The organism is Streptomyces sp. NPDC003720, assembly GCF_042875075.1.
GTDB lineage: Bacteria > Actinomycetota > Actinomycetes > Streptomycetales > Streptomycetaceae > Streptomyces.
On the sequence record NZ_JBIANZ010000001.1, the window covers coordinates 271,541 to 294,654 of the forward strand.

At 69.7% G+C, this 23,114-nt stretch carries 38 protein-coding genes; 34 read left to right on the forward strand and 4 right to left on the reverse strand.

Going from position 1 to position 23,114, the window contains the following annotated elements; genetic code table 11:
- Nucleotides 1-41 precede the first annotated feature (41 nt).
- The 8 genes from ACFYU0_RS01385 (at nucleotide 42) to ACFYU0_RS01420 (ending at nucleotide 2,549) form a co-directional block, all read left to right on the forward strand.
- Nucleotides 42-326: a hypothetical protein gene (locus ACFYU0_RS01385; RefSeq protein WP_389296974.1), complete on the forward strand. Its 285-nt coding sequence runs from the start codon at nucleotides 42-44 to the stop codon at nucleotides 324-326.
- A 56-nt stretch (nucleotides 327-382) separates the two neighbouring features.
- On the forward strand, nucleotides 383-589 hold the full coding sequence (locus tag ACFYU0_RS01390; protein WP_389296976.1) for a hypothetical protein: 207 nt from the start codon (nucleotides 383-385) through the stop codon (nucleotides 587-589).
- On the forward strand, nucleotides 586-762 hold the full coding sequence (locus tag ACFYU0_RS01395; protein WP_389296978.1) for a hypothetical protein: 177 nt from the start codon (nucleotides 586-588) through the stop codon (nucleotides 760-762). Before ACFYU0_RS01390 ends, ACFYU0_RS01395 begins: the two co-directional genes overlap by 4 nt.
- A gap of 2 nt (nucleotides 763-764) precedes the next feature.
- Nucleotides 765-1,025 (forward strand): LuxR C-terminal-related transcriptional regulator, encoded by a 261-nt coding sequence (locus ACFYU0_RS01400; RefSeq protein ID WP_389296979.1) that lies wholly within the window; start codon nucleotides 765-767, stop codon nucleotides 1,023-1,025.
- Nucleotides 1,022-1,192 (forward strand): hypothetical protein, encoded by a 171-nt coding sequence (locus ACFYU0_RS01405; RefSeq protein ID WP_389296981.1) that lies wholly within the window; start codon nucleotides 1,022-1,024, stop codon nucleotides 1,190-1,192. Before ACFYU0_RS01400 ends, ACFYU0_RS01405 begins: the two co-directional genes overlap by 4 nt.
- The gene (locus ACFYU0_RS01410; RefSeq protein ID WP_389296982.1) at nucleotides 1,189-1,515 is read left to right on the forward strand and encodes a hypothetical protein; all 327 of its coding nucleotides are present in this window, start codon (nucleotides 1,189-1,191) and stop codon (nucleotides 1,513-1,515) included. Before ACFYU0_RS01405 ends, ACFYU0_RS01410 begins: the two co-directional genes overlap by 4 nt.
- A 24-nt stretch (nucleotides 1,516-1,539) precedes the next feature.
- The gene (locus ACFYU0_RS01415) at nucleotides 1,540-2,157 is read left to right on the forward strand and encodes a hypothetical protein (protein WP_389296983.1); all 618 of its coding nucleotides are present in this window, start codon (nucleotides 1,540-1,542) and stop codon (nucleotides 2,155-2,157) included.
- Between the two features lie 80 nt (nucleotides 2,158-2,237).
- Nucleotides 2,238-2,549: a hypothetical protein gene (locus ACFYU0_RS01420; protein WP_389296984.1), complete on the forward strand. Its 312-nt coding sequence runs from the start codon at nucleotides 2,238-2,240 to the stop codon at nucleotides 2,547-2,549.
- A gap of 471 nt (nucleotides 2,550-3,020) precedes the next feature.
- Here ACFYU0_RS01420 and ACFYU0_RS01425 read toward each other — a convergent pair whose 3' ends face one another.
- The 4 genes from ACFYU0_RS01425 to ACFYU0_RS01440 form a co-directional block, all read right to left on the reverse strand.
- Entirely contained in the window at nucleotides 3,021-3,383 is a 363-nt protein-coding gene (locus ACFYU0_RS01425; protein ID WP_389296986.1) for a hypothetical protein, read from the reverse strand.
- Nucleotides 3,384-3,415: 32 nt separating this feature from the next.
- Nucleotides 3,416-3,991: a GntR family transcriptional regulator gene (locus ACFYU0_RS01430; RefSeq protein ID WP_389296987.1), complete on the reverse strand. Its 576-nt coding sequence runs from the start codon at nucleotides 3,989-3,991 to the stop codon at nucleotides 3,416-3,418.
- On the reverse strand, nucleotides 3,988-4,749 hold the full coding sequence (locus tag ACFYU0_RS01435; protein ID WP_389296989.1) for a helix-turn-helix domain-containing protein: 762 nt from the start codon (nucleotides 4,747-4,749) through the stop codon (nucleotides 3,988-3,990). Before ACFYU0_RS01435 ends, ACFYU0_RS01430 begins: the two co-directional genes overlap by 4 nt.
- Before the next feature lie 87 nt (nucleotides 4,750-4,836).
- On the reverse strand, nucleotides 4,837-5,043 hold the full coding sequence (locus ACFYU0_RS01440; protein WP_389296991.1) for a hypothetical protein: 207 nt from the start codon (nucleotides 5,041-5,043) through the stop codon (nucleotides 4,837-4,839).
- A 195-nt stretch (nucleotides 5,044-5,238) separates the two neighbouring features.
- Here ACFYU0_RS01440 and ACFYU0_RS01445 point away from each other — a divergent pair, with 195 nt between their 5' ends.
- The 26 genes from ACFYU0_RS01445 to ACFYU0_RS01570 all read left to right on the forward strand — a co-directional run bounded on the left by ACFYU0_RS01445 (nucleotide 5,239) and on the right by ACFYU0_RS01570 (nucleotide 23,067).
- A complete protein-coding gene (locus tag ACFYU0_RS01445) occupies nucleotides 5,239-5,718 on the forward strand; it encodes a DUF6907 domain-containing protein (RefSeq protein WP_389296992.1) in 480 nt (159 codons plus the stop codon).
- A 23-nt stretch (nucleotides 5,719-5,741) separates the two neighbouring features.
- On the forward strand, nucleotides 5,742-5,945 hold the full coding sequence (locus ACFYU0_RS01450) for a hypothetical protein (protein ID WP_389297945.1): 204 nt from the start codon (nucleotides 5,742-5,744) through the stop codon (nucleotides 5,943-5,945).
- A complete protein-coding gene (locus ACFYU0_RS01455) occupies nucleotides 5,942-6,070 on the forward strand; it encodes a hypothetical protein (RefSeq protein ID WP_389296993.1) in 129 nt (42 codons plus the stop codon). Before ACFYU0_RS01450 ends, ACFYU0_RS01455 begins: the two co-directional genes overlap by 4 nt.
- 100 nt (nucleotides 6,071-6,170) lie before the next feature.
- Complete coding sequence (locus ACFYU0_RS01460; protein WP_389296994.1) at nucleotides 6,171-6,410, forward strand: hypothetical protein; 240 nt, start codon at nucleotides 6,171-6,173, stop codon at nucleotides 6,408-6,410.
- The gene (locus ACFYU0_RS01465; protein ID WP_389296995.1) at nucleotides 6,410-6,574 is read left to right on the forward strand and encodes a hypothetical protein; all 165 of its coding nucleotides are present in this window, start codon (nucleotides 6,410-6,412) and stop codon (nucleotides 6,572-6,574) included. The genes ACFYU0_RS01460 and ACFYU0_RS01465 overlap by 1 nt, the downstream gene beginning before the upstream one ends.
- 94 nt (nucleotides 6,575-6,668) lie before the next feature.
- Nucleotides 6,669-6,911, forward strand: a complete 243-nt coding sequence (locus ACFYU0_RS01470) for a hypothetical protein (protein ID WP_389296997.1) — start codon at nucleotides 6,669-6,671, stop codon at nucleotides 6,909-6,911.
- Nucleotides 6,908-8,086: a hypothetical protein gene (locus tag ACFYU0_RS01475; protein WP_389296998.1), complete on the forward strand. Its 1,179-nt coding sequence runs from the start codon at nucleotides 6,908-6,910 to the stop codon at nucleotides 8,084-8,086. The genes ACFYU0_RS01470 and ACFYU0_RS01475 overlap by 4 nt, the downstream gene beginning before the upstream one ends.
- Before the next feature lie 68 nt (nucleotides 8,087-8,154).
- Nucleotides 8,155-10,287 carry an FtsK/SpoIIIE domain-containing protein gene (locus ACFYU0_RS01480; RefSeq protein ID WP_389297000.1) on the forward strand — a complete coding sequence of 711 codons (2,133 nt, stop codon included), beginning with the start codon at nucleotides 8,155-8,157 and terminating at the stop codon, nucleotides 10,285-10,287.
- 227 nt (nucleotides 10,288-10,514) lie between these two features.
- Nucleotides 10,515-11,006, forward strand: a complete 492-nt coding sequence (locus ACFYU0_RS01485; RefSeq protein ID WP_389297002.1) for a hypothetical protein — start codon at nucleotides 10,515-10,517, stop codon at nucleotides 11,004-11,006.
- An 8-nt stretch (nucleotides 11,007-11,014) separates the two neighbouring features.
- Entirely contained in the window at nucleotides 11,015-11,260 is a 246-nt protein-coding gene (locus ACFYU0_RS01490; RefSeq protein WP_389297003.1) for a hypothetical protein, read from the forward strand.
- Nucleotides 11,261-11,372: 112 nt separating this feature from the next.
- Nucleotides 11,373-11,597 (forward strand): hypothetical protein, encoded by a 225-nt coding sequence (locus ACFYU0_RS01495; RefSeq protein WP_389297004.1) that lies wholly within the window; start codon nucleotides 11,373-11,375, stop codon nucleotides 11,595-11,597.
- A gap of 58 nt (nucleotides 11,598-11,655) precedes the next feature.
- The gene (locus tag ACFYU0_RS01500) at nucleotides 11,656-12,912 is read left to right on the forward strand and encodes a hypothetical protein (RefSeq protein ID WP_389297006.1); all 1,257 of its coding nucleotides are present in this window, start codon (nucleotides 11,656-11,658) and stop codon (nucleotides 12,910-12,912) included.
- A gap of 85 nt (nucleotides 12,913-12,997) precedes the next feature.
- Nucleotides 12,998-13,378 (forward strand): hypothetical protein, encoded by a 381-nt coding sequence (locus ACFYU0_RS01505; RefSeq protein ID WP_389297008.1) that lies wholly within the window; start codon nucleotides 12,998-13,000, stop codon nucleotides 13,376-13,378.
- Nucleotides 13,379-13,399: 21 nt separating this feature from the next.
- The gene (locus tag ACFYU0_RS01510) at nucleotides 13,400-13,798 is read left to right on the forward strand and encodes an HNH endonuclease (RefSeq protein WP_389297010.1); all 399 of its coding nucleotides are present in this window, start codon (nucleotides 13,400-13,402) and stop codon (nucleotides 13,796-13,798) included.
- 86 nt (nucleotides 13,799-13,884) lie between these two features.
- Complete coding sequence (locus tag ACFYU0_RS01515) at nucleotides 13,885-14,349, forward strand: P27 family phage terminase small subunit (protein ID WP_389297012.1); 465 nt, start codon at nucleotides 13,885-13,887, stop codon at nucleotides 14,347-14,349.
- A 217-nt stretch (nucleotides 14,350-14,566) separates the two neighbouring features.
- Complete coding sequence (locus tag ACFYU0_RS01520) at nucleotides 14,567-15,109, forward strand: HNH endonuclease (RefSeq protein ID WP_389297014.1); 543 nt, start codon at nucleotides 14,567-14,569, stop codon at nucleotides 15,107-15,109.
- The gene (locus ACFYU0_RS01525) at nucleotides 15,060-16,775 is read left to right on the forward strand and encodes a terminase large subunit (RefSeq protein ID WP_389297015.1); all 1,716 of its coding nucleotides are present in this window, start codon (nucleotides 15,060-15,062) and stop codon (nucleotides 16,773-16,775) included. Before ACFYU0_RS01520 ends, ACFYU0_RS01525 begins: the two co-directional genes overlap by 50 nt.
- Before the next feature lie 4 nt (nucleotides 16,776-16,779).
- On the forward strand, nucleotides 16,780-17,010 hold the full coding sequence (locus tag ACFYU0_RS01530; RefSeq protein ID WP_389297017.1) for a hypothetical protein: 231 nt from the start codon (nucleotides 16,780-16,782) through the stop codon (nucleotides 17,008-17,010).
- 1 nt (nucleotide 17,011) lies between these two features.
- Entirely contained in the window at nucleotides 17,012-18,958 is a 1,947-nt protein-coding gene (locus ACFYU0_RS01535) for a phage portal protein (protein ID WP_389297019.1), read from the forward strand.
- A gap of 2 nt (nucleotides 18,959-18,960) precedes the next feature.
- Nucleotides 18,961-19,800, forward strand: coding sequence for an HK97 family phage prohead protease (locus ACFYU0_RS01540; RefSeq protein WP_389297021.1), 840 nt, complete (start codon nucleotides 18,961-18,963; stop codon nucleotides 19,798-19,800).
- Between the two features lie 7 nt (nucleotides 19,801-19,807).
- Nucleotides 19,808-21,145 carry a phage major capsid protein gene (locus tag ACFYU0_RS01545; RefSeq protein WP_389297023.1) on the forward strand — a complete coding sequence of 446 codons (1,338 nt, stop codon included), beginning with the start codon at nucleotides 19,808-19,810 and terminating at the stop codon, nucleotides 21,143-21,145.
- Between the two features lie 116 nt (nucleotides 21,146-21,261).
- The gene (locus ACFYU0_RS01550; RefSeq protein WP_389297025.1) at nucleotides 21,262-21,477 is read left to right on the forward strand and encodes a hypothetical protein; all 216 of its coding nucleotides are present in this window, start codon (nucleotides 21,262-21,264) and stop codon (nucleotides 21,475-21,477) included.
- Nucleotides 21,470-22,015, forward strand: coding sequence for a mobile element protein (locus tag ACFYU0_RS01555; protein WP_389297027.1), 546 nt, complete (start codon nucleotides 21,470-21,472; stop codon nucleotides 22,013-22,015). The genes ACFYU0_RS01550 and ACFYU0_RS01555 overlap by 8 nt, the downstream gene beginning before the upstream one ends.
- A complete protein-coding gene (locus tag ACFYU0_RS01560; RefSeq protein ID WP_389297028.1) occupies nucleotides 22,012-22,353 on the forward strand; it encodes a hypothetical protein in 342 nt (113 codons plus the stop codon). The genes ACFYU0_RS01555 and ACFYU0_RS01560 overlap by 4 nt, the downstream gene beginning before the upstream one ends.
- Nucleotides 22,354-22,363: 10 nt before the next feature.
- Nucleotides 22,364-22,645 (forward strand): hypothetical protein, encoded by a 282-nt coding sequence (locus ACFYU0_RS01565; protein WP_389297029.1) that lies wholly within the window; start codon nucleotides 22,364-22,366, stop codon nucleotides 22,643-22,645.
- Nucleotides 22,633-23,067: a hypothetical protein gene (locus tag ACFYU0_RS01570; protein WP_389297031.1), complete on the forward strand. Its 435-nt coding sequence runs from the start codon at nucleotides 22,633-22,635 to the stop codon at nucleotides 23,065-23,067. The genes ACFYU0_RS01565 and ACFYU0_RS01570 overlap by 13 nt, the downstream gene beginning before the upstream one ends.
- Nucleotides 23,068-23,114: the final 47 nt, after the last annotated feature.

Here is a 23,114-nt window from a genome sequence, read left to right on the forward strand (position 1 = left end):
CACAGAGGCGTACAGCGCCTCACGACCCGAAGGAGCAGTAAGTGCCCCGCTACCGCAAGCGCCCCGTCGAGATCGACGCCATCCACTGGACCGGTCACAACCTCGGCGCTGTCCTGCAGTTCATCGACGAGACCAAGGCAGACACCGACGTCGTCGAGTTCAACAGCGCATCAAACCCCGCCGAAAGCTGGATCAACATCCACACCCTCGAAGGCGTCATGCGCGCCGACGCAGGCGACTGGATCATCCGCGGTGTCAAACGCGAGCTGTACCCGTGCAAGCCCGACGTGTTCGAGCAGACCTACGAGCCCGCGTCCACCGCCTGACCCCCAGCCCGCCGGCCGCCCCCACCCGGGGCGGCCCCCACCCACAAAGGCCACACATGAGCGAGCACCCCGACCAGATCCGCTACGCCCGCCGCTTCACCATCCCCCAACCCGACGGCGACATCCACGGCGTGCAATTCCCCTCCGGCCTTTGCCTCTACGACCAGCCCGGCATCGGCCTCGAAGCCGCCACCAGCATCAACCACGTCCACACCACCAGCCCCGACCCGGTCGTGCACTGGGCCGACGAGGAGCAGCCATGACCCGCCCGCCGATCCGCTGGCAGCCCGACGACGGCAGCGCCGCCATCCTCGCCGCCTACGGCCGCCGCGGCCAACGCCCCGGCGCTGTCATCCGCCGCGCCCTGCTCCTCCTCGCCCGCGCCGACGGGGTGTTGAACGCCCGCGGCCGAGTCGTACCCCAGCAGCGGAGGTAGCCGTGAGATCACCCGGCTACTACGGCAAGCCCCTCAGCCCCGGCCAGCTTGCCGCCCTCCGCCTGGCCGCGTCCGGCTACACCAGCCAGCAGATCGCCGCCCGCCTCAACAGCACCGAGCAAGGCATCCACCTGCGACTGAAGGAAGCACAGGTCCGCCTCGGCGCCCGCTCCCGCACCCACGCCGTCGTCATCGCACTACGACGGGCCCTCATCCGCTTCGACGACCTCGACCTCCCCGACCAGCGAAAGGCAGCAGCATGACCGCCGCCCGGAAGATCGCCATCCCGGTCACGCTGCCCAGCGAGATCGCCATCGAGTGGGGGCTCGCCGACCCGGCCGCCCCGCCCGAGCCGACCCCGATCGACCGCGCCCTCGACATCCTCCGCCCCCACCTCGCCTGGGACCACCGCTACCGGGAGGGATCGTGACCGAGCCCGCCATCACCATCCGTAAGCGCCTTGGCCAGTGGATCTGGCGCTGCAACAACGACAACTGCGGCTGGGTCGGCATCGGCCTCTTCAGCCAGCAGGCCGCCCTCCGCGAAGCCTGCCGCCACCTCGTCGACGACTTTGACCAGCACCACGGCATGGTCGAAGTCCGGCCCGTCTACAGCGAGACCGCAGACCGGTACACGGCCACTTGCCACTGCGGCTACGAGGCCGAAGAGAAGACCGAGTCCGGCGCCGAGACATCCATCGAGATGCACGCCCACTGGCTGCGCGAAGAACTCCCCACCAGCACTGCCGCCTGAACCGCCCGCACGAAAGGCACCGCCGTGACCGCCTGCACCGTCTGCCTCCGCGACCTGTACGACAACGAGCTCGGCCACCAGGCCTGCCGCCCCTGCACCGACCGCGTCGACGGCAACCTCCGCGCCCTCGCCGGCCCGGACGGGTTGTACGCCCGCCTCGCCGACAACCTGCACCCCGGCAGCAGCGCAGGCGGACCCGCCGTCTCCGGCAGCCGCACAGCCCCGCTCCCGGTCCGCCTGGACCCGCTGTCGCTCGCGGCCCGCGGGGGAGTCGTCACCATCCTGCAGACCTGGCTGATCGACTGGCACGAGACGCTCGGCTACCGGCACCCCCGCTGGGAAGGCAACCTGCAGCAGCAGTGCGACCAAGCCGTCGGCCGACTCCGCGTCCTGCTCCCGTGGGCCGCCGAAGAGCACCCGGCCTTCGCCGAGTTCGCCGCCGAGATAGGGCAGCTGCGGCGGCAGTGCGAGACGGCGACCGGCGGCGAGCGCGGGGCCCGCAAGTTCGGCGTTGTCTGCCAGTGCGGCGCCGTCCTGAAGATCACCCTGGAAAGCCCCGGCAAGCACTGCGACGCATGCGGCGCCCAATACGGGCTCCAGGAACTCCGCCGGCTGCCGCTCGCGGAAAGGCGGGCGGCGTAGGTTCACGCGATCGGGCGCACGGCGGCAGACACGCGGCTGCTGCGCCCGGCCTACCGCGATCGGGGCGATATCCCTGCGGCATGACAAGCGAACCCGTAGTCGTCGACTTCGACGACCCCATCGATGCGAGAGTCCGCTTCCCTGGCCTCAGCGGCGAGATCCAAGGCGAACTCGTTGCCGTGGAGATCCGACCCGGCGAGGAGTTTTGGATCCGGGTACGCGTCCAGATGTGGAAGCGCTGGCGCACGCAGCTCAAGGTCGGAGCCCCGTCTATCGAAGGCATCGGACCCGAGGCCATTGAGATCTGGGCGCCTGCCCAAGCAGTTGACGTCGACTCCGACGTTCAGCCAGAAGTGGCGCGGATGGTTCGCGAGGCTGAGGCGAGAACATGACAACGAATCCGGCGTGCCCCCGCTGCCGCGGCCCGCTCCAGATCTTTGCCCGCGACCCTGGCGCCCGCTCCCGAACCACCAACGACCGCAGCATCCCCATCTGCGCCCCATGCGGCGAGGACGAAGCCTTCCGTGACTCCCGGGGACTCGCCCCAATCCCAGCCGAATGCTGGCCCGTCGGCCGCACCGCATGACGAAGGGCCCCACCGCATCCCTCGCGGTGGGGCCCTTTACGCATGTCGTCAGACGGCAGGCTGTCCGCTCCCTGGGCACGTCTCCTGCCCTGTCCCGCCTCGCTGATGGATCGTCGTCGGCTGACCTGTCTGCGATCCGACACCCGCTCCGCAGACGGGGCAGGCGCCGGCTAACCGGCCCGGATCGAAACGCTCACCATGCATGATCAGTTCTCCCTGGTCGACGGGATGAATCCGATACGTGACGCACAGTCAGGCTAGACCCGGCGGCAGCAGGTCAGAAGAGGCGCAGAAAAGCACGCTCGCCGTTGTGGAAGAACACCGTCACACCAGTGCTCTGCTTACCCTCGCGGGACGACCACACCTCGAGCGACCTAGTGTCCGGCGACTCCGCCGCACCGATCACACCAGCCAGCCACGCATCCGCCGGCCCGCTGGCAGGCGCCGTCTTGAACGAGGCAGGCGTTCCATGTACGGCCGCGGTAGGCGTGTCATGCTTCGCCCCCTCAGCCAGCTGGCCAATCACCTGCCAGCGCTGCTCACGACCAGCCACCGTCACCGTCAACGCGAACGGGTGCGGGCCGCCCTCGATCGCGTCGACCATCCCCACATCCGGGGTGTTCTTCAACACGTCGATCAAGAAATCTCGATACTCCAATGGGCGCATTTCGATCAATCCTTTCGTGGGCACGGGTCGATCCAGGAGCGTTGTGAGGGGAGGGGGCGGCGTCGGTTCGGCCGCTCTAGTGCCACCCCGTCGTAGACGAAGATGCCGACACCGCGGAGGTACTTGAGGCGGCCTTCGGCTTGCAGAGCCCGGAGAGCGAGGTTCGCTGTCGTCGGGCTGATTGAGGTCGCTGTGGCGAGCTCGTCGCAACTGGGGATCTTCATTCCGGGCCGCCAGCGGCCCGCGTCGATCTCCTGGCAGATTCTCTCTGCGAGCGCGACCGCCTTCCCGCGACGGATCGTGATCGGCTGCCACTCCGTAGCAACGAACGGCGCTACAGGGTGGTTGTGGGTTCCATTGAAGCGAGGACCCTCCTCCTGGATCGCTCTCTTCTCGGCGGCCAAGGCCTCTTGCCAGCTAGGAAGCCAATCGACAGTCCTGCGGGCGACTTGCCCCCACCAGGACATGAACATCGCGTGCCGCTTCCAGCGCTGGTGAGGGTCAGTGGTGATGCCTACGTACAGCAATCGGCCCTCGGCGTCGAATAGGCGGTAGAGGGCCGCACGCCCCGAGCCGGTCACGCAGGCCTCCGGCTGTACCTGCCGATCGTCTTCTGGTTGGTGGACGCGTCCTCGAGGCGCAGTTCCCACGGCCCGGTGTTGACGTCCATGTCCTTGCCGAAGCCGACCCACTTGCCGGCCATGCGGGTGCCGGTCGGCTCGATGAGCATTTGGATGGCGCCGTGGTAGCGGGCCCCGCGGTAGTAGCCGTCGTTGGCGGTCTGCTCGACCCAGGTGCCGGTGATGACGCTGCCGTCCACCGTGAGGTCCATCGTCAGCGGCGAGTCCGGGTTCGACGATGCTTCGGGCAGCGAGCGCACCGTCAGTCGGTTGCCGTGCTGGAGCACGACGACGTAGTGCATGCCGATGAAGCTGGAGTCCCGGCCGCTGGAGAAGTACTCGTAGCGCGACAGCCAGACGCCGGAGTAGTTGGCGCGCGGCGAGGTGGCGGGGGTGGCGCCGGGAACCGGCGCTGCCACGCCAGTTGTGGATGGGTGGACGTCGTGGCCACCTGCGCCGTCCTCGGCGACCCGGGCCATGGCCGGGGAGGCGAAGCCGAGGGTGTCTATCGGCATGCCGGTGACGGCCTCAAGGGCGCGGGCATAGCGGGGGCTGGGGGCGGCGATGGCGCCGGACTCCCAGCGCTGAACGAGCCGCTTGCTGGGTTCGATCGGGGATCCGGCGCGCTCGCCCGCCTCTCGAAGCGCGGTGGCGAAGTCGTCCTGACTGAGCATCATGGAGATGCGAACCGCCCGGAGCGTGGAGTTAGGGGTGGTCATGCACTCACGGTAGCGGGATGTCGCCGGAATGTCGCCTGGGATGTCGTCGCGGCGAGTGACGCCGGGATGTCACCTTGTCGGCATGGCCTACCGATTACGTGAGGCGGCGTCAGGCTGTGCCGCCGGCCGTTCCGGCAGCTCGTCCGTCTCGCCGACAAGCCAGCGCAGGAAGGCGTTGATGTGCGCGTTCAGGGTGGAGTCCACTTGGGCGACGGCATCCTTCGCCTGCTCGTACAGCTCCACGCTGTCGGGGCGGAAGGTTCTGGCTGGCTTCAGGTGGACTCCGGCTGGCATGAAGGAATCGTCCCACAGTGGATTGCCACGGTCTAGAGAAGGCGCTACGTTAGTGGAGTGCCACTCGGACCGCTCCACCGGTTCGAATGGGACACCTGTGCTGCTCCACCAGCACTCACAACACAAGACGGGCCGGACACCGAGACTCCACTCTCAGGCCGGCCCTACCACGAGGAATCTCTGAAGGGTCCCCTCATGGATGCAGGCAAGTCTACCCAGGCAGCCCTGGGTGCAGTAACGCCGTTCCCGGCGATCGCCGCAGGCCACCACCTGGCCCCGGTCGCGCTCGGCGCCCCCGGCCCGAAGCAGCAGATCGTGTTCGTGCCGTGCCCGGACTGGTGCGCGACGAACCACGTCTCCGACTACGTGCACTTCCTCGACGACGTCGACCACACCGGCGAGGAGCACGCGGCGCACATCCCGTCGTTCTTCAACGGCGACAAGCCCGTCTACACGCTGACCTCCGCGGTCGGTGCCGACCCGATGTCGTCCGACCCGCAGATGCGGGCCGCGCACGTCATCGTCGGCGACGAGGGCTCCGTCGACGCCTACCTGACGCCGGACATGGCGGACGAGGTGGCGGCCGGCCTGGAGCAGCTGGCGGCGAAGATCCGCGAGCACGCCCGCACCGCCCGCCTGCACAACGAGGCCCAGGCCGAGGCGGTGGCCGCATGAGCCCCGCCGACGCCGCGGCGCACGTGGCCGCGCAGGGCCCGGTCCGCACCGCCCGCCCGGCCCAGCCGCAGCGCACCGTGCTGGAGCGGTTCTCGGCTGGTGCCCCGCGTGGGCAGTGGCCGGCCGAGTCCTTCGCCGCCGCCCGGCGCCGCGATGGCATCCCGGCCCGGGTCGTCATGGACCTGGCCACCGACTCCTTCCTCGTGATCGTCGAGGCGCAGTCGTGAGCCCGGCCGAGCAGGGCGCCCAGGCCCGCGCGCTGGCCGAGCAGACCCGCCAGCACATGAAGGCAGCCGAAGAGGCCGCAGCCGCTGCCGAGGCCGCACGCCTCGCCGCCGCCCAGCAGCGCTAACCCCTGATCCGCCGCGGCTGGCGGTTCCATCCATCCCCCGCCATGCCGTCAGCCGCGGCCTCCCCTTCCTGACCCACCTGACCAGTGAGGACTACCAGTCATGTCTCCGTTCATCTCCAGCGCCGACCTCGCCGCCACCGACCTGGGCCGCCACGTCCGCTCCACCACCACCGTCGGTGACGCCCTGGACGACACGGTCGCCGGCCTGTTCGCCGACTACGCCACCGCCCTGCGCACCGGCCGCACCGACGTCGCCCAGCTGATCCGCGACCACGCCGAGGCCATCGACCCCGCCCTCGTCGACGAGCTCGCCGGCTTCGACTACCCGGCCGCCGCCTGATGGCCGCCGTGAACGACCCCTACGAGATCGAGCGCTTCCGCGTCCCCGGCCTGCCCCCGAAGTTCCGCGTCGCGGCCGACCGCGGCCGGTGGGGCTTCGAGTACGGCACCCGGGCCGAAGCCGAGAAGCGGCGCGAGGAGCTGAAGGCGCAGGCCGGCCGCTGACCGGCTGCCCGCGGCGCCAGGCCCGACCTGGCGCCAAGGAGAACTGGCGCAGCACCACCCCCCAATCGACTGACTCCCCGAAAGGGACCCCGCCATGAGGGCAACCGCGCAGACCGCGTTGTTCCTGCTGACCGTGATCGAACTGCTGCTCGGCCTACTGGCCGGCTCGATGGCCCTGGCCAGCCTCGTCACCGAGGTCGTCGCCCGTGCCTCGTCCGCGAGCAGCGAGGCGTTCGCCCGCCGCGCCCGGCTCAGCCCGGTCACGCCCCGACTCCGTAACGACGTCGCCGCCCTGCTGTTCGGTGCGGCCGCGGCCCCTGCTGGAGGTGCCAAGTGAGCTACCTGGCCGAACTGCGCACCGAGCGGCGCGAGGACCGCCGCCTTGAGATCGACGCCCAGCTGAAGCTGAAGCAGCTTGACGCCGAGGAGGCCCGCAAGGACGCGGCCGAGCAGCGGCGGCTGAAGCAGCTCGACCGGCGAGCCCGCGAGCAGGAGAAGGAGCGCAAGAAGGACGCGCGCCGCGCCAGGCGGTTGAAGATCGGGCGCTGGCTGAACGCCAACCCGGTGACCGTGTTCGTCGGCTACGTGATGGTGTCCTCCATCGTCCCGGCCGTCATCTCCCAGGTCGCCGCCCTCAGCCACGCCGGAGTGTTCATCCTGCTGGCCGTGCTCCTCGCCTCCATGCTGGAAGGCGGGGCGTGGGCGCTGACCTTCATGGGCAAGCAGGCCGAGGACGCCGGCCGCCCGGCCGGGAAGTACCGGGCCGGGACGTGGGGGACCGCGTTCGCCGCGGCGGCAGTCCAGTACTGGCACTGGTCCGAGGCGCTCCCCGCCCAGCCGTGGGTGGCCGCCGTGTTCGCCGGCTCGTCCCTGTTCGCGATCTGGCTGTGGGACATGAAGACCCACGGCTCCCACGGCAAGACCCGCGAGCAGCGCCGAGAGGAGAAGGCCCGCCGCAGGCACGTGAAGCGGCGGCGCAAGCTGCACGGTGACATCGTCGGCCAGGCGGAGTGGCTGCAGACGGCGCTGCCGTTCGGCGAGCTGGACGACGACGCGGCTTTCGCTGCCGCCTGGCGGATCAAGAAGGGTGCCGAGCCGGCGCTCGACGCCGACACCTACGCGTCCCTCACGAACGCTCAGATCCAGCTCGGCGCCGCGTTCGAACTCGGTGAGCACGTTCGCCCGGAGCTCGTGCGCACCGGCATGCTCGCCGCCGCCTACAACCCGCTGAAGCAGCGTCTCAACGGTGGCCCTCAGGTGCTCGGAGAGACGACCCAGACGGACCCCCGAACGGCCCAGAGGGACACGAAAACATCGCAGGTGGCGAACCAAGTCCCCCCCGCCGTTTTGCGGCCCGTAGACGGCGCCACATCCAAGGTCGCCAAGGTGCCTCGGCGTAAGCCCACACCGCCTCGCCGCCGCCCCGGCGACACCCCCCGCTTCCACACCGCCGCCCGCGCCGCCGCCGCCGAAACCGCGCGCCGCACCACCGTCACCGCCCGCGCCGACTAGCCACCCCCACCGCGGCACCGGGACCACCCCTGTCCCGGTGCCGCCCCCGACAAGGAGCAGCACCCGCCATGACCGAGCAGTCCATCGAACCGGACACGCTGGCACCCGTCAGCTACCTCCCCGGCGCCGACAGCCCGACAGCCGACACCGACGTCGTCGAGTCCGCGCGCCGCATCCTCGAAGGCGCCACCCTCGACAAGATCGACACCACTGGCGACGACGAGCCGCTGCTGCCCGCCTGGACGAAGTCCGCCGAAGGATGGGCCGCCCGGTCCGGGGTCGCCTACCGGGCCAGCCGCCGAGCCACCCGCCGCTGGGCACGCCGGCAGCGCACCAGCCGCGGCCACGCCGCACAGTTCCGCCGCGGCAGCCGCCGTGTCCACGACTGGGCCATCGGCTTCGAAGGCGTCCACGTCGACGCCCTCGCCCACGCCGCCCACATCGCCACCAAGGAAGCCCGAGCCGCCGCCCGAGCCGCCCGCTTCACCCCCGCCGTTCTGCCCAACAAGAAGAAGGCCGCGCTCAAGGCCGCCGAGAAGACCGGAGAGGCCGCCCGCAAGGCAGTCGACGAGCACAAGAAGGCCCGCGAACACCGGCGCCGCATCCGCAGCATGCGGCTCGGCGCCGTCTACGGCCCGCCGCTCGCCGCCATCACCGGCGGCTACGCCTGGGCCGGATGGTTCGGCCTCACCAGCGGAGCGCTCGCCACCTTCGCCGCCGGAGCATTCGCCGGCCGCCACCCCGTCAACGAAGAGACCGACTGGTCCATTGACTGGCGATCCCTCGGCGACGGCGACGCCATGACCGCCCCCATGCTCGACGAGGTGTTCCGCGCCGCCAAGGTCATGGGCGGCGAGGAGAACCTCCGCGTCATCAAGATGCCGATGCTCGACACCAACGGGGCCTGGACCGCCGTCATCGACCTGCCGCCCGGCATCCCGTCGAAGAAGGCCATGGCCGCCCACGCGGCCCTCGCCTCCGGGTTCGGCGTCGAGGAAGCCCAGCTCACCATGACCAAGGCCGGGCGGTCCGGCCGGCTCGAGCTGTACGTCACCCGCGACCTGCCGTTCACTCAGCCCGCCGGCACCGGCCCGCTGCTGCACCTCGACAAGCCGGCCAACTTCTGGGGGCGCATCAGCATCGGCCCCGACGTGCGCGGCCTGTCCCTGTCCATCAGCGTCGTCGAGCGGTCCGGCCTCGTCGGCGGTGAACCCGGCGCCGGCAAGTCCGCTTCCGGCAACACCATCCTGCTGGCCGCAGCCCTCGACCCGCGGGTCATCCTGTGGCTCGCCGACGGCAAGGGCGGCGGCGACCTGGAGCCGTTCGAGCCGCTGTGCGAGCACTTCGAAGGCGACGCCGACCCCGAGGCGTTCTACGAGATGCTCAAGGCTGCCCTCGCCGACATGAAGGACCGCTATGCCCTGCTGAAGAAGCTCGGCAAGCGCAAGGTCACCGAGGAACTCGCCGACGAGCACCCGCTGCTGCGGCAGAAGCTGCTGTGGGTGGACGAGCTGATGTTCTACACCACCGACGACGACTACGGAAAGAAGATCACCAAGGCGCTGCGAAACCTCGTCTCCCGCGGCCGGGCCGCCGGCATCGTCACCTTCTGCGCCACCCAGAAGCCGGGCTCCGACGTCGTCGACACCAGCCTGCGCGACCTGCTGTCCATCCGGTGGGCGCTGCGCTGCACCACCCCCGAAGCCTCCGACACCATCCTCGGCAAGGGCGCCGCGGCCGCCGGCTACAGCGCGAAGACCATCGAGCCCGAGATGCGCGGGGCCGGCCTGCTGTGGGCCGAAGGCTCCAACCCGACCCTCGTCCGCGCCGACTACTACACCGACGACCAGGTCACCCTGCTGCTGAAGCGGGCCTGGGCCTGGCGCGACGAAGCCGGGACCCTGCCGCGGACCATCACCGACCAGTTGCGGGAGACCGGCGAAGAGGACGCCGTGATCCTCGCCGAACTCCTCGATGCCTTCCGTGAGGCCGGCGATGACACCGACTGGCTGCCAGGCTCCGCCCTCACCGCCCGGCTCGCCGCAGCAGGGATTGAGGTCACCGCCGAGAGGCTCGGCGCTCTCGTCACCCGCACCGAGGCGGACAAGCGCAAGCGCGAATGGGAGGGCAGCCGGGTCGCCGGCTACCCCTTGGCTGCGGTTCAGCGCGCCGTCGAATCCCGCTACAACCTGGCCGCCTGACCCGGCCGCAACCCGGACGGTTGCCCAGTATGTGGTGATATGACCCATGCTGGACGGCCGTCCGACCCGGACATCGGCCCGCCGGCCCGGGCCCGGTCAGGCCGAGTCGACGCACCCCGCGTCCAGGAGCCGCCAGGCCCTGACCAGCAACAACGCGCTCCCGTCCGGGGTGCGTCCGAGTCGCCGTCCACCGCAAACCGCCCCATACCGACCCCGGAGGAGGAGCTGTGCGCACCATCACCCAGGCGCCCACGACGGCCGTCGAACTCGACCTGGAAGCGCGGCTCGCCGAGGTGGGCGCCATCATGGACGGCCGCCTCGCCCTCGCTGGCCTCGCCGTCGATGTGAACTCAGCGCACATCGAGGTCGACCAGGTCGAGGTCACTGTTCCCGTCCTGCCGCAGACCGCGGTCCCCGCGCCGTACCGCACCCCGCTGGCCGCGCTCCTGCACCGGGCCGGGGTGCGGCTCGAGACCGACGGCTGGAGCCGCGAAGCGCTCGTCGAGGAAGACGGCCGCCGGTGCCCGATCGGAGCCATCCGTCGGGAAGCCGACAGCCGCTGGCAAGCCGACGACGCCTGCGTCCTCCTCCTCGAAGCCATCCAACGCCACTGGCAGGCCGACACCATCCCCAGCTGGAACGCGCGACAGACCAGCGTCGCGCCCGTCCTGCTCGCCTTCAACCGCGCCGCCGAACTCGCCCACACCCGCAACCAGTAGGAGCCCTCATGCCCGAACCCGTCTGGTGGCCGCGGATCGTGGCCGCCGCCGAACGCCGCCGCCACGTCACCGGCCTACTCCTCGCCCACGCCACACCCACCCTCCACGACGGCGTCCTGCGGCTCGCATTCGACCGGGCCGACCTCGCCGCCGCCTGGGAGGACAGCGGGGCGCAAGCCGCACTCGAAGGAGCGCTCGCGGCCGAACGAGTCGACGTGGAGGTCGAGATAGCCCCGCAGGCGCTTGCTAGTTGATCGCTCAATCTGTAATCTCCGGAATTGATGGTGGAACACCCATCACAAGAGCACTCCAGAGCCCCCGCCGTGAACGCACCGGCGGGGGCTCTCGCGTACCGGGGAGGTGGCCGTGCCGACCTTCCCCAACCCCGAGCTGTACGACCTGTACCAGCGCGACCTGGGTGACATCTGGGAAGCCGCCCGCGTGGCCGGCGTGAAGCCCGGCACGATCCGCGTCTGGGAGAGCAGGGGCAAGATCGAACGGGTCGACCTTCCAGGCGACCAGCCGCTCTACCACCTGCCCACCATCGAGGCCGCATCCCAGGTGAAGCCCGGCCGGCCCAAGGCCGCCTGATCGTCCCGCCGCCTGCCACCGGTTCCCGGGCGGCGGGACTCAACCGCTGGAGGTGACCATGTTCCCTCCCGGCACCCCGGTCGTCACCCTGACTGGCACGCTGCCGTCCGCGGTCGCCGGCACCGGCTACGGTGGCCAGGTCGTCCTCACCCCCAGCGCGATCCTCGCCGACGCGGAACGGCACGCCGTCTATCCGGGCGGCGGCCGAGTGGACATCGTTGACGGGACGTTCACCGCGCAGATCATCCCGAACAACGCGGCGGGCATCGTGCCGACCGGGTGGAAGTGGTACGTCGACGTCCAGCCGTCGAAGGGCAAGCGAGCCGCGTTCTGGGCCGACATCCATGGCGAGGACGGCGCCACGGTCCACCTTGACGAGCTGGTCCCCGCCCAGGCACCCGGCGGTGGCAGCACCGGCGGCGGAGGAGGCGGCACCGGGGCGCCCGGCAAGAGCGCCTACGAGATCGCCGTCGAGCAGGGTTACACCGGCAGCGTCACCCAGTGGCTCGCCTCCCTCGTCGGCCCGCGCGGCGCCACCGGACCCACGGGAGCGACCGGGCCCGCCGGAGCTACCGGGGCTATCGGCCCTGCCGGAGCGACGGGAGCCCAGGGACCGAAGGGTGACACCGGAGCCCAAGGGCCGGCCGGGCCCACAGGCGCAACCGGCGCCCAGGGGCCCAAGGGAGACCCCGGCATCCAAGGCCCCGCAGGGCCCGCCGGAGCCGACGGAGCACAAGGCCCCAAGGGCGACACCGGCCTGCAAGGGCCGAAGGGCGACCAAGGCGCCCCAGGGCCTCAAGGCCCCAAGGGTGATCAGGGTGATCCCGGGCCGGCAGGCGGCGGTGCATCGATCCGCACAGCCAAGGTGCGGATCACGAACGACAACCTCAGCGGCCTGGCTGCTGCGGCCTCATGGGCGGTCATCCAGACGTCCGCCGGTACGCCGCTCCAGTGCTCGATCACCGCCAACCCGGGCGACCGCATCCGGGTGTACGGCCGCTTCATGCGGAAAGGCAGCCACTACCTGGACTGGGTCCTCCTCGACTCAGCCGGGGCCATCGCCGTCTACGCGACCACCGAGACCAGCAGCCCGCCCGGCGAAGGCGACCCCGCTCTCTACCCCAGCCTGTCGTTCGGCTACGACCCGGGCCCGCCCATGTTCACCGTCGGGGCCGGGCACATCGACGGCACCGGCAAGGCGACCGTAGCCCTCGCGCACCAAGGCGCCGCCGCAGGCAACGCCAACATCGTCTACGCGCACAGCACCTATCCATGGCGGCTGCGCCTGGAGAACATCGGCCCCGAGCCGTCCTAGCTGTGCAACGAAACCGTCACCTCGCTGACTGCCGTCCGTACCTCTGGGCACCATGCCTAGACCGCGACGACAGGAGGGGGCCGGCATGTTCGGCAAGGGCAAGAGCGATGAGGAGAAGGCCGCAGCCAAGCGGCAGAGGCAGATCACGGCAGCAGCCGCATCGGCCGGACTCACCGTGATGGGCGGGCAGTTCCGTGCACCCAACCAGGACCCGGTACCCGTCGAAGGGGCCCGGGTCACCATAGAGCGGGGGGAGGATGCAGGGCGGCGGGTCACTGCCACCCGGGTCCTGCTCACCGGCCTGTTCGCGCTGGCGTTGAAGAAGGACATGAACCAGCTGTTCATCACCATCGAGAACGACGGCAAGGTCATGCTCTGTCCCGTGCCCGCGAAGAAGGAAGGCGCAGCGCGCATTCTCGCGACCATGGTCAACGGCGAAGTGACCGGCGTCGACAAGACGGAGTAGCCGGCTCGGTGGGAGGTGGCCATGCCCGTCGCCCCTCCCACCCGCTGCGGTGCCGCAGGCTGCCACGCCTTCGTCACCAACAGAGGCCGATGCGACGAGCACCAGCCTCAGCCATGGGCCAACAGGGCACGCAAGCAGGACCGTTATGGCATCAGCTCAGGCACATGGCGAAGCCTCAAGAGGCAGGTCGCCCTCCGAGACAACAACTGCTGCTACGTCTGCGGGCGCGAGGCCCAGCCCGACGAGGTGTTCGACCTCGACCACAAGACGCCGATCTCCGAGGACGGCTCGGCCAAGGACATGGACAACCTCGGGCTGATCTGCCCTGACGATCATCTGATCAAGTCGAGGGCTGAGGCTGCTCGGGCCAACCGAGAGCGGGCCCTACGCCGGGGGATCGGGCTCGACCCCAGGGGGTAGGGGGGTCAGAATCGCTGACGTGATCGCCTGGGGGCCCGCCGCGGTCAATGAGGGTTATCTCCAGGGTGGTTTTGGATCTTTGTGGGGTGATCACTGTGGGTAGTCGCGGCCCTATCAAGATCCCCAAGTACCTTCAGGCGGTCCCCGACGCCGAGGTCGCTGGCACAGTTGCGGAGAAGGTCGCCCCGTCAGCTCCGCCGAAGCCGCCGGGCTTCCCGGACGATGAGGAGTTGGCCGAGCTGTGGGACACGATCGTGCCGGAGCTGGATCGGGCCGGCCTGTTGACGCGCGCGGATGGGCCCACGGTCGAATTGGCCTTGCGGCACTTCCTTGCAGCCCGCAAAGCGGGTGACGCGCTGTCGGCCGGCGAGGTAGTCATCGGCGACCCGGCGCATGGCGGGCAGAAGAAGAACCCGGCTGGAGCCGAGATGCGGGCTCAGTCGCAGCTCTTCCTCGAGTTTGCCAAGCAGTTGGGCATGTCGTTCGCCTCCCGAGCCCGCATCCCCTCGACGAACGATCCGTCCAAAACTGGCAGCAATCCATTCGCCTAGTTCATAGACTTTGTACATGAAGTGCGGAGCAGACGGATGCGGACGAATAGCTGTCGCTAAGGGATTCTGTGGAGCTCATGGGCGGCGCCTTCGGACTGCGGGAGACGTGCAAGCCGATGTGCCTATTCGGCCGTACAACCCGACGGCCGTTTGCTCCGTGGACGGATGCGGACGGAAGAAGCGGGCGAAGGGCTTGTGCGGTGCCCACTACCGGCGGGTGAAGGACGGGCTTGGCCTTCAGCCTGAGAAGCCGGTTCGTGTCTGGGTGCAGGTGAAGGGCGTGTGCCGCGTCGAGGGTTGCGACCGAAAGCACAACTCTGGCGGGTACTGCGCTACGCACGATGCCCGGGTTCGGAAGCACGGGGACCCGCTGGCGGATGTACCGATCAAGGAGAAGCTGGGCTTCTGGCGATCGAACGGATACCTCTATGTGCTTGTCGGCAAAGGCCACCCGGTGCGCGCCAAGGGCGAGAGAGTGGCTCAACATCGGTTGGTGATGGAGGAGTACCTCGGCCGCCGGCTGAGGGATGAGGAGACCGTTCACCACAAGAACGGCATCAGAGACGACAACCGAATCGAGAACCTGGAACTCTGGGCCTCGAATCACCCCCCGGGCCAGCGAGTAGTCGATCAGGTGGCGTGGGCGCGGGAACTCCTGCGCCTGTACGGCGGGGAGGAGGCCGCCCTGCTGGATATGGAGGGGGGCTCGCATGAGGCTCCCCAGCCAGAAGACTCTGGACCGCCTGAAGCTGTCGCCTGAGGTTGCCTGGTACCTGCTGTCCCGCGGCTATGAGCTGCCGAACTGCCCGCCGAAGTTCAAGACACCCGAGCCGCGTGATGCGCCGGGTGCCTACTTCGATCCGGCGAAGGTCGACCTGGTGGTCGACGTGTTTTCCCGGTTGCGGCATACGCAGGGAAAATGGGCGGGACGCCCGTTGACTTTGCGGTCCTGGCAGATCGCCTACCTGATCGCACCGACCTACGGATGGGTCCGGAAAGACGAGGACGGGATTCCGCGAAGGATCATCCGAACGCAGCTCCTCGACATTCCCCGGAAGAACGCTAAAACGACCGTCGGTGGTGGGCAGGCCATCTACCTCACCACGGCGGACGGTGAGCCTGGCGCCCAGGTGTACGCCCTGGCCTCTCGTAAGGATCAGGCACGCTTCTGCTTCGATCCCGTCCGGCAGCTCGCAGCCCAGGCGCCCGATCTGCGTGAGCACGTGAAGGCGCTCCGGGACCGCATCACGCACCCCAGGTCAGGGTCGTACTTCGCGGTGATGTCCTCGGCTGGCGACGCCATTCACGGCGCCTCACCGCACGGCGCTTTCGTGGACGAGGTCCACGTTCACCGCTCGCGCGATCTGATCGATGCCGTCCAGACAGGGACGGGCGCGCGGTCGCAGCCGCTGGTCATGTTCGCCACGACGGCGGACAGCGGAACACCGGGCACCATCTACGCCGAGCTTCGCGAGCGCCTCGAGCAGCTAGCCCGCGGAGTGCTGGTGGACGAGTCGTTCTACGGCGTCGTCTTCGGGGCCGACAAGGAAGACGACCCCTTCGACCCCAAGACCTGGTTGAAAGCGAACCCGGGCCTGGCGGCTGGGGACAGCCCGACGATGGAGTTCATGAAGGCCGAGGCGGTGACGGCCAAGCAGTCCCCGGCAAACCTCGCCCGCTTCCTGCGCCTGCATCTGGGCCTGAGGACGAAGCAGGAGACGAAGTACCTGCAGCTCGAGGACTGGGACCGCAACGCGTCCATGGTTGCTGAACGGCGGCTGGCGGGCCGCGAGACCTATGGCGGCCTGGACCTGTCGGCAACGCAGGACCTCACGTCGCTGTGCTGGCTGTTCCCGGACGACGAGCGGGGCGGCTTCGACGCGCTGTGGCGGATCTGGACGCCCGAGGCGCGGCTGGAAGACCTGGACAAGCGCACGGCAGGCGCCGCCTCGGTATGGGTGCGGCAGGGCCTACTGCGCACCACACCGGGCAATGTCGTCGACTACGACTTCATCCGCGCTCAGATTCAGCGTGATCTGGATGCGTTCGATGTCCGCTCGCTGGGCTTCGACCCGTGGAACGCGTCGCAGTTGACGAATGACCTGATGGAGGACGGCGCTCCGATGGTCAAGGTGCGGCAGGGTTTCGCGACGATGTCCCCGCCGACGAAGGAGCTGCAGCGGCTGCTGCTGGCTGGCACGGCGCAGAAGCCGCTGCTGCGGCACGGCGGGAACGCGTGTGTGCGCTGGCAGGTCGACAACTTCGCTGTGGCGATGGACCCGGCCGGGAACGTGAAGCCGGCGAAGGACAAGGCTGGAGACAAGATCGACGCCGTGGCGTCGCTGATCACTGCCCTGTCTGAAGCCATGACGCGCGAGCAGCCGGTGAAGAGTGCCTACGAGGACGGCGGCCTGGAGGTCGTGTGAGGGGGTGGCCGTCGTGTGGGGCTGGTTTCCGTGGCGCCGTACCGCTGTGCGTAAGCGCGTGGTGGTGAACCTCGCGGACAAGGCCTTCGCGGGCGTGTTGTGGGCGAAGCGGGGGCCGCTGCTGGTGCTGCGGGACGTGACGCTGATGCAGCACGGCGCCGCGGACACGCCGATGGACGGCGAGGTCATCGTCGAGCGGTCTCGGGTTGAGTTCATTCAGGCGGCGGGAGGCTGACGTGGCGTTCGTCGTCTCTCAGGGGCAGTTGTCGTCGGTGTCGATCGCGCCGACGGTGGCCATGCCGTCTTACGTGCATCTCGCGGACGGGGTGTACCGGGAGTTCGCTCACCTGTATCGGGTGCAGCCACAGATCCGCACGGTCGTCTCGTTCCTGGCCCGGAACATAGCCCAGTTGGGGCTGCATGCGTTCCGGCGGGTGTCGGACACGGACCGGGAGCGGTTGGTGGATCATCCGCTGCCTCAGATCCTGGCGGCTCCGGGCGCCCGGCTGACCCGGTACCGGCTGATTGAGCGGCTGGTCAGCGACATCGCCATCTACGACACGGCGTTCTGGGTGAAGGTCCGTCAGGACGGCGCCGGGGTGATCGGTGTGATTCCGATCCCGCCGGCCCGGATGACGGTGGAGGGCGACAACTGGCTTCAGCCGGAGACGTTCAAGGTGCACGGCTCCAAGGGCGATCTGGTGCTGACGCCGGACCAGGTGGTGCATTTCCACGGCTATGACCCGCTGGATCTGCGCAAGGGGTCGTCGCCGATCGACTCGCTGCGGTCGCTGCTGGCGGAGGAGTTCGAGGCGAACCGGGCCCGGGAGCAGATGTGGCGTAACGGCGGCCGGCTCTCCGGGGTGCTGAAGCGGCCGGCGGATGCTCCGGCTTGGGCGCCGGAGGCACGGGCTCGCTTCCGTGAGGGCTGGCGGTCGTACACGCAGGGCGGCGGGACGCCGATCCTCGAGGACGGCATGGAGTATGAGCAGCTGGCGATCGATCCGGCGAAGGCCCAGTACATCGAGGCCCGGAAGCTGACCCGCGAGGAGGTCGCGGCGGCGTATCACATTCCGCTGCCGATGGTCGGCATCCTCGATCACGCCACCTTCTCCAACATCCGCGAGCAGCACCAGCAGCTCTACCAGGACACCCTCGGCCCGTGGCTGACGATGGTCCAGGAGGAGATAGGGCTTCAGCTGATCCCAGATCTGCCGGACTCGGACGGCGTGTACGTCGAGTTCAACCTGCAGGAGAAGCTCCGCGGCAGCTTCGAGGAGCAGGCCCAGCAGCTGCAGACGGCGGTCGGCGCACCGTGGCTGCTGCGCAACGAGGCACGAGCGCGGATGAATCTGCCCGCCCTCGACGGCGGCGACGAGCTGATCACCCCGCTGAACGTGCTGGTGGGCGGCCAGGCGTCGCCGACGGACTCGGCGCCCGCACAGGCGGCGCTCCCAAAAGCGCGGGGCCGCCTGATGCTGGTGAAGGCGGCCGGAGCCGACAGGCCCGAGCTCGGGGACTTCGAGCAGGAGCGTGACGCGTTCGCCGACGCTCTGTCGAAGTGGACGCAGCGGCAGGCTGACCGTCTGCTCGCGCAGGCCGGGGCCAAGGCGGACGGGCCACCGGACTTGCTGGACTGGTGGGACGGCGGCTCCGAGGACCGGCTGGCCGAGCTGCAGTCATTGCTGGCCGAGCACGGCTTCCGGATCGCCCAGCTCGGCGCGTGGGGTGTGCTGGACGACTTCAACCCGGAGGCATCGGGTTGGGACCCGCAAGTGATGCTGCCGTGGCTGCTGGCCGCTGCGGAGACGCACGCCGGCCAGCATGAGCAGGCCGGCCGCGACGCCGTGCAGGCCGTGCAGGAGGGCCCGCCGGAGGGCTGGCACGACTCGCTGCGCAACGCGGCCGAGGTGTGGGTGACGACCTCAGTGATGCGGGCCGCCACCGCGTCCACGGAGGCCCGCGGTTTCGGTTCTCACGATGCCGCCGACGCGTCGGGGCTGACGAAGAAGATTTGGCGGACCGGGGGCAAGAACCCGCGGCCGTCTCACAGGGCGCAGGACGGCGAGAAGGTCTCGCTGGACGACGTTTTCTCGAACGGCCTGCGATGGCCGGGTGACGGCATGGGTGAGGCCAAGGAGACCGCCCGCTGTAACTGCCGCTTGGAATACGCACAGGAGTGACCATGCGAATCAAGAGCTGCCCCGTGCGCATCAAGGCGGCGGGTGAGCACGAGGGCACCGACGAGGGAACGTTCGAGGCGATCGTCGCCGCGTACAACCTCGACAGTGTCGGAGACAAGATCACACCAGGGGCGTTCGCGGACACGCTCGCCCAGTGGAAGGCCGCCGGGGATCCGATCCCGGTGCTCTGGTCGCACATGTCGCAGGACCCCGACTACCACATCGGTGAAGTCCTGGAGGCCGAGGAGCGCCCGGAGGGCCTGTGGGTGAAGGCCCGGATCGACACCGAGCCGGGCACGAAGGCCGCCCAGGTGTACAAGCTGCTGAAGGGCCGGCGCGTCACCCAGTTCTCCTTCGCCTACGACGTCGAGGAGGGCGCGTGGGTCGATCAGAAGGACGGCGAGGGCTTCTACGAGCTGCGCAAGCTCAAGCTCTACGAGGTCGGCCCTACGCTGATCGGCGCGAATCAGGCGACCGAGCTGCTGGACGTGAAGTCCGCCGACGGCGCCACCATGCGCATCGCGGTCGAAGGCGCTTCCGCCGCGCAGACCGAGGAGCTTCGCCAGGCCCTGTCGGGGGTCGTGGCCGCGAAGGCCGGCAGGACCCTGTCGGCGAAGAACGAGGAGCGCGTGAAGGACATCGCGCGCCTCGCCAAGGAGCTGCTGGACTCCGTGATTTCCAGCGCCGATGACGAAGAGAAGGCCACGCCTGTCCCGCCCGAGACGCCCTCGCCGCAGCAGCCTGCGGCCAAGGAAGCTCCGGCCGGCCCGAGCCCCGCCTCGCTCCGTCTGCTCGCTGACCTCGACGCCCTTGGGGCGGAGGTCTCCACGCTCACGGAATGAGGACACAGTGAACAAGATCGAGGAGCTGAAGGAACAGCTCAAGCACCACCTGCTGCAGGCCCAGTCCATCGCGGCGAAGGCCGAGGAGCGCGGTGAGGACTTCACCGACGACGAGCGCGCCCAGGTCACTGAGCACATGGCCAAGGCCAAGGAGGCCAAGGACGGCCTGGAGAAGGCGAAGGCTTCCGCGACGATGCGGCAGGCCCTCGCCGACCTCGGCGAGGGTGTGGAGCTGAACGAGAAGGCGGCGGGGGAGCGGCGCACACCGTCCGGGCTGATCGTCCCGGCGGCCGGCGGCGGCCTGGGTGAGTCGTTCGTGAAGTCGGACGCCTACCAGGGGCTGATGGCCAGCGCCCCGTCCGGCGGTTTCGGTGCGAAGGCCCGCGTGCAGTCGATGCCCGCTTCGTACAAGAGCCTGGTGACGGGCGCCTCGGACACGTCCGCCGGTGGCTTCGTCACCAACGACATGCGCGGCCTGCAGGTGGGGCTGGACCTGTTCCAGCGTCCGCTGCGGCTGCGGGACGTCGTAGCGAACGGCACGACCGGCTCGGACACCATCGAGTACGTCCGGGTGACGTCGACGAGCAACAACGCAGCCCCCGTCGCGGAGGCCACCAGCTCGGCGGCGCCGACCGCCCCGGGCACCGCTGGCGCGCTCGTCAACGCAGCCGGCGGCGGCTACAAGCCCGAGTCGGGCCTGGCGGTCGCCAAGGTGACCACGCCGGTGCGGACAATCGCGCACTGGATCCCGATCACCAAGCGGGCCCTGTCGGACGCGGCGCAGATCCGCACCCTCATCGACTCCTTCCTCCGCTACGGCCTGGAGGAGGAGCTCGAGGACCAGATGATCTCCGGTGACGGCACCGGGGAGAACTTCGAGGGCCTCGCCAACGTCTCCGGCGTGCAGACGCAGGCCTGGGACGCCACCGGCACCGGCGAGGACATGCAGCGGCTGCGTACCCTGCGCAAGGCCAAGACCAAGGTGTTCACCGTCGGCCGGTCCAACCCGAACGCCTACCTCCTCAACCCGGCCGACGTCGAGTCCATCGACCTGTCGGTCAACGGCAACGCCGACTTCTACTTCGGCGGCCCGGGCGCGGCCGGCACCGCGACGGCGCTGTGGGGTCTGCCGGTCATCCAGACCGAGGCCGTCCCCGCGGGCACCGGCTACGTCGGCGACTTCCGCAAGGCGATGCTGTGGGACCGGGAGCAGGCGTCCATCACGGTCACCGACTCCCACGCCGACTTCTTCGTCCGCAACCTCGTCGCGATCCTCGCCGAGATGCGCGCGGCGTTCGGCGTCATCCAGCCGTCGGCGTTCGTCAAGGTCGACCTGACGGCGTGAGCCTGATCAACTCGCAGAGTCTTCGAGGGCGGTGCCCGGTGTGCGGCCAGGCTCACGCCGCCTGCGGGCCGCCCTCGGAGTCTGTGCCATTCGACGCACGAATGGAGGTGGCCGCTGTGGGCGGTCCGCTGAAGGTGTACGAGGTCGACCTGCCCGGCGGCAGGAAGGCCACGATGCAGCTCAACGAGGAGGACGCCAAGCGGTACGGCGTCGGGGGCGGCGACTCGGGCGGCGAGCAGGCCACCCAGGAGCCGTCCGGCGAGGAGACGGCGGCCAAGTCCCGCACCACGCGGAACAAGGCCCGTACCGCCTCCGACAAGGGCGATGGCTGACCTTCTGGCCGACCCGGAAGAACTCGCCGCCTCCCTCGGGGTGCAGCCGACGGATCCGAAGCTGGTGTGGGCGCTGACCGCGGCGTCCCGCCGGTTCCGCGGTGCGGTGCGGCACCCGGTGTCGTTGGTGGGCGGGGACACCGTCACCCTGGACGGCAACGGGCGCGAGTCGCTGCTGCTGCCGGCGGCGCCGGTCCTCGCCGTCACGTCCGTCCAGCTGGACGGCACCGCACTGACTGCGGGCGCCGACTTCGACTGGTCGGCGGACGGCTTCCTCCGGCGCCTGGGCGGTGTCTGGCCAGATCGGCTGCGCTGCGTCCGGGTCGCTTACGACCACGGCTGGGCGGTCATCCCGGAGGACATCCAGGAGGTCGTCATCGACCAGGCCCGCGCCATGTACCGGATCGATCCGGGCGTGCAGACCAAGACGGTCGGCGGCCAGAGCGTCACGTTCGGCGTGCAGGCGGCGATCGGTGTCACCGCGCAGTGGACGGCCGCGGTCGAGCGCTACCGGCTGAACCGGGGTGACCGGCCGTGATGTTCAACCAGAGCGCGGTGCGAGTGCGGGCCGGGGTGAAGACCGACCGGGGCGGCAACACCGTCCCGGACTGGTCCAACCCCAACCGGCTGACCGTGACCGGGCTGAACATCCAGCCGAACTCCCAATCGGAGACGGCGGACGAGCAGCGCGACGCCACCATCACCGGCTACCGAGTGCAGTCCACCGAAGGCACCAGCCCGGACATCAAGGCCACCGACCGCATCGAGTGGAACGGCCAGACCTTCGAGGTCGACGGCGAGGTCGCCACCTGGCCGGACCTGTTCGCCGACACAACGCACCACATCGAGTTCGCCATGGTGCGCGCCACCGGATAGGAGGCCGCTCGTGCTGCAGAGTTTCCGCCTCGACGCGGCGGGCGTCCGGGAGATCCTCAAGGGCCAAGAGGTCCGCGAGCTCGTCGACGGGCTCGCCTCGGAGGTCGCCGCGAACGTGCGTGCTCTCGTCCCCGGGGGCACTGCGATCGAGGTGCGCGGCTACACCACCGACCGTGGCGCCGCCACGGTGGTCGTCGCGGACGCGCAGGCCATGGCCTGGCAGGCCCAGCACGGCATCCTGACCCGAGCGGCCGGCTTCGCCGGCCTCGAGGTGAAGGCATGGCAGCGGTGAAGCCGCTGGTCGTCTTCGGCGACGTGCAGGCCGCGGGCGCCGAAGTTCTGCGGACGGCCCTGACTGGACGGTCGGAGGCGTACACGCACGGCGTGACCGTCGGCACGAGAGTGCCCACGATCCGCTCACCGGAGGACGACCGGCTGCCGTTCGTCCTAGTCCGCAAGGACGCGGACTTCCCGCACCCGTCGATGGCGAACGCCCGCTGCACCCTGCGCTGCACGGTGTGGCACCAGGACGCCGACCAGGCCCACGATCTGGCGATGCTCTGCCAGGGCCTGTGGCTGGTGCACTCCGGCCCCGTCATCCGGGGTTTCCGCCCTGGCACCGGGCCCATCCCCACGACAGACGACGACTCCGGTGTCGACCTGTCGACCTTTACGGCGATCGCCAACGTGAAACCGCAGCCCCTCACGGCGTGACCTGCTCTGCCGAACCGCGACAACCACCCTGTACTGAGATGAGGAGG